Here is a 2340-nt window from a genome sequence, read left to right as displayed (position 1 = left end):
GTCCTCAGCATAGTACTGGGAAGGAGGGAGTGACCATCTCATTAAATATCCTACGTTAAGCCTGTTTTTTAAGCAGGAATGACAGGCAGCAATGAGCGAACAGCGGACGTTGACGTTCTTTATAAAAATTCGGTTTGTGTTGTTTTGCATTAGTTTAGAGACGAAAAATATTGCGTCGGTGATTTACCCAGCGCTTTTCTGAACATCGTAATAAACGCGCTGACCGAATCATATCCCAGCGTTCCGGCTACACGCTGCACGGACTGACCTTCAGCCAGATGGCTCAGGGCAATCATCAAATGCAGTTGCTGACGCCAGCGACCAAAGCTCATTCCTGTCGCCTCTTTTATCAGCCTGGCCAGCGATCGTTCGCTGGTGACCAGATGTGCAGCCCACTGCTTTAACGTTCGCCGATCATCAGGCTCATTAAAAAGTGCCTCCGCCATATTCCGGATTTTAGGATGATCGGATACGGGAAGATGGAGCGCTTCAACCGGCACATCCGGAATATGCTCCAGCAGCACCGCTGCGAGCCTGGCAGTTTTACTGTCAGGAGAATAAGCCTGTCCCTGCTCTGCCAGATACAGAACAAGCTCGCGGACCAGAGAAGTCATCGCCAGGGTACAGCAGATTTCCGGCATCGCTGCCGCGCCGGGTTCGATGAACAAAAAGCAGGTATCTGCATTCTTCGTGACCCGGCAACTGTGGGGAATTTTACCCGGAACCCAGACAGCATGTCCCGGTGGAACAAGCCACAGCGCATCCTCAACCTCACAGCTCACTGCACCGCGCAAAGAGATAATAAGTTGTCCCTTACGGTGAGAGTGCGGACTCTGACCTGCATACTCGCCTGACGATGATACATGCAGCGCGATAGCAGCCTGACTGAAAGCATCGGCATTAAACTCATCCGGTGAGGTCACCGGTTTTTTATTAACTGGCATGATTTAGTTATATGTTGTCAGATTATCTATATTCTGTAACTCATGAGTCCTTTAAAGTCTTTCTTTTTACCAGAAAAAGCAAAATTTATGTCCCACACTACGAACAAGTGGTCTTCAATCATACTTGTGACCGGCATCCTTTTTATAGCTATCAACCTGCGTGTTCCTTTTACCGCTATCGCACCCGTTTTAGAGTCTATTCGCCATGATTTTGGGCTAAGTATTACTGCCGTTGGGTTGCTTAACTCGCTGCCTTTGCTGGCCTTTGCCGCCTTTTCACCGCTGAGCGCATCCATCTCACACAAGTACGGTCTTGAACGCACCCTTTTTGGTGCCTTGGCCGTGATTTCAGCGGGCATCCTGCTTCGCTCCGCAGGCAGTGTCTGGGCGCTTTATGGCGGAACCATATTGATAGGTATCGGGATTGCCCTCGGCAATGTCCTGCTGCCTGGCCTTATCAAACGTGACTTTTCTGGCAACGTGGCTTCCGTGACGGGGGCATATTCCATCACCATGGGCGCGGCTGGTGCTATTGGTTCAGCCATTGTCATTCCTCTGACGCAGAGCTGGGGCTGGAACATCGCGTTAGCCATGCTGGTTATTGCACCGCTGCTTGCGTTGCTTTTATGGTTGCCCCAGTTAAAGATGAAGCATCAGTTGCCAGGAGAGGGTGAGAAAAAAGCGGCGACCGTCGCGGTCTGGCGCTCGCCTCTGGCATGGCAGGTCACCTTGTTTATGGGCCTGAATGCGATGCCGTTTTATGTTGCTGTCGGCTGGCTACCCGCCATTCTAACGGACAGTGGACTCTCCTCAGCCCAGGCCGGTGAAGTACACGGCATTCTTCAGCTGACCACAGCTATTCCCGGCCTGATTCTGGCGGCCACGCTGCGTCGCCTCAACGATCAGAAAGCAGCCGCTGCCGGCGTCAGCCTGTTAACCGCTGCGTCCTTTATCGGCATCCTATACCTGCCAAATCTGGCGATGCTGTGGGCTGCTCTTCTCGGCTTCGGCTCGGGTGCCAGTATGATGCTGGGCCTGACCTTCATCGGGCTACGTACCAAAAATGCCGGTGACGCCGCCGCGCTGTCAGGCATGGCGCAGAGCGTCGGTTATCTGATGGCGGCGATGGGTCCGCTGTTGCTGGGCAAAGTACAGGAGTTGTCCGGAGGCTGGACATTGCCATTACTGATGACCGCAGCAATCGCGGTCGCTGGTGCCTGCACAGGAATGGCTGCCGGACGAAATGCACACCTGGAACCGGCACAGCAGCCGGGCTGAATTTGCTGACACAGCAGGAGAGCGCTCTGTTCTCCTGCTGTGGATACTCTCCATTATCGTTCCGGTGATGCTGCCAACTTACTGATTTAGTGTATGATGGTGTTTTTGAGGTGCTCCA

The 2340-nt window shown here is 53.0% G+C and carries 2 protein-coding genes; one reads left to right on the top strand and one right to left on the bottom strand.

Features of this window, described 5'->3' with window-relative positions; all coding sequences use genetic code 11:
- Window positions 1-149 precede the first annotated feature (149 nt).
- On the bottom strand, window positions 150-944 hold the full coding sequence (locus ACSVHP_RS22875) for an AraC family transcriptional regulator (protein ID WP_004958543.1): 795 nt from the start codon (window positions 942-944) through the stop codon (window positions 150-152).
- Between the two features lie 87 nt (window positions 945-1031).
- Between ACSVHP_RS22875 and ACSVHP_RS22870 the strand changes: the two genes are divergently transcribed.
- The gene (locus ACSVHP_RS22870) at window positions 1032-2222 is read left to right on the top strand and encodes an MFS transporter (protein WP_103181189.1); all 1191 of its coding nucleotides are present in this window, start codon (window positions 1032-1034) and stop codon (window positions 2220-2222) included.
- Window positions 2223-2340 lie beyond the last annotated feature (118 nt).

This window comes from Enterobacter sp. 186315 (assembly GCF_053290175.1).
The sequence above is the reverse complement of the archived record's forward strand: the minus strand, read 5'-3'. Positions and strand labels throughout refer to the sequence as shown.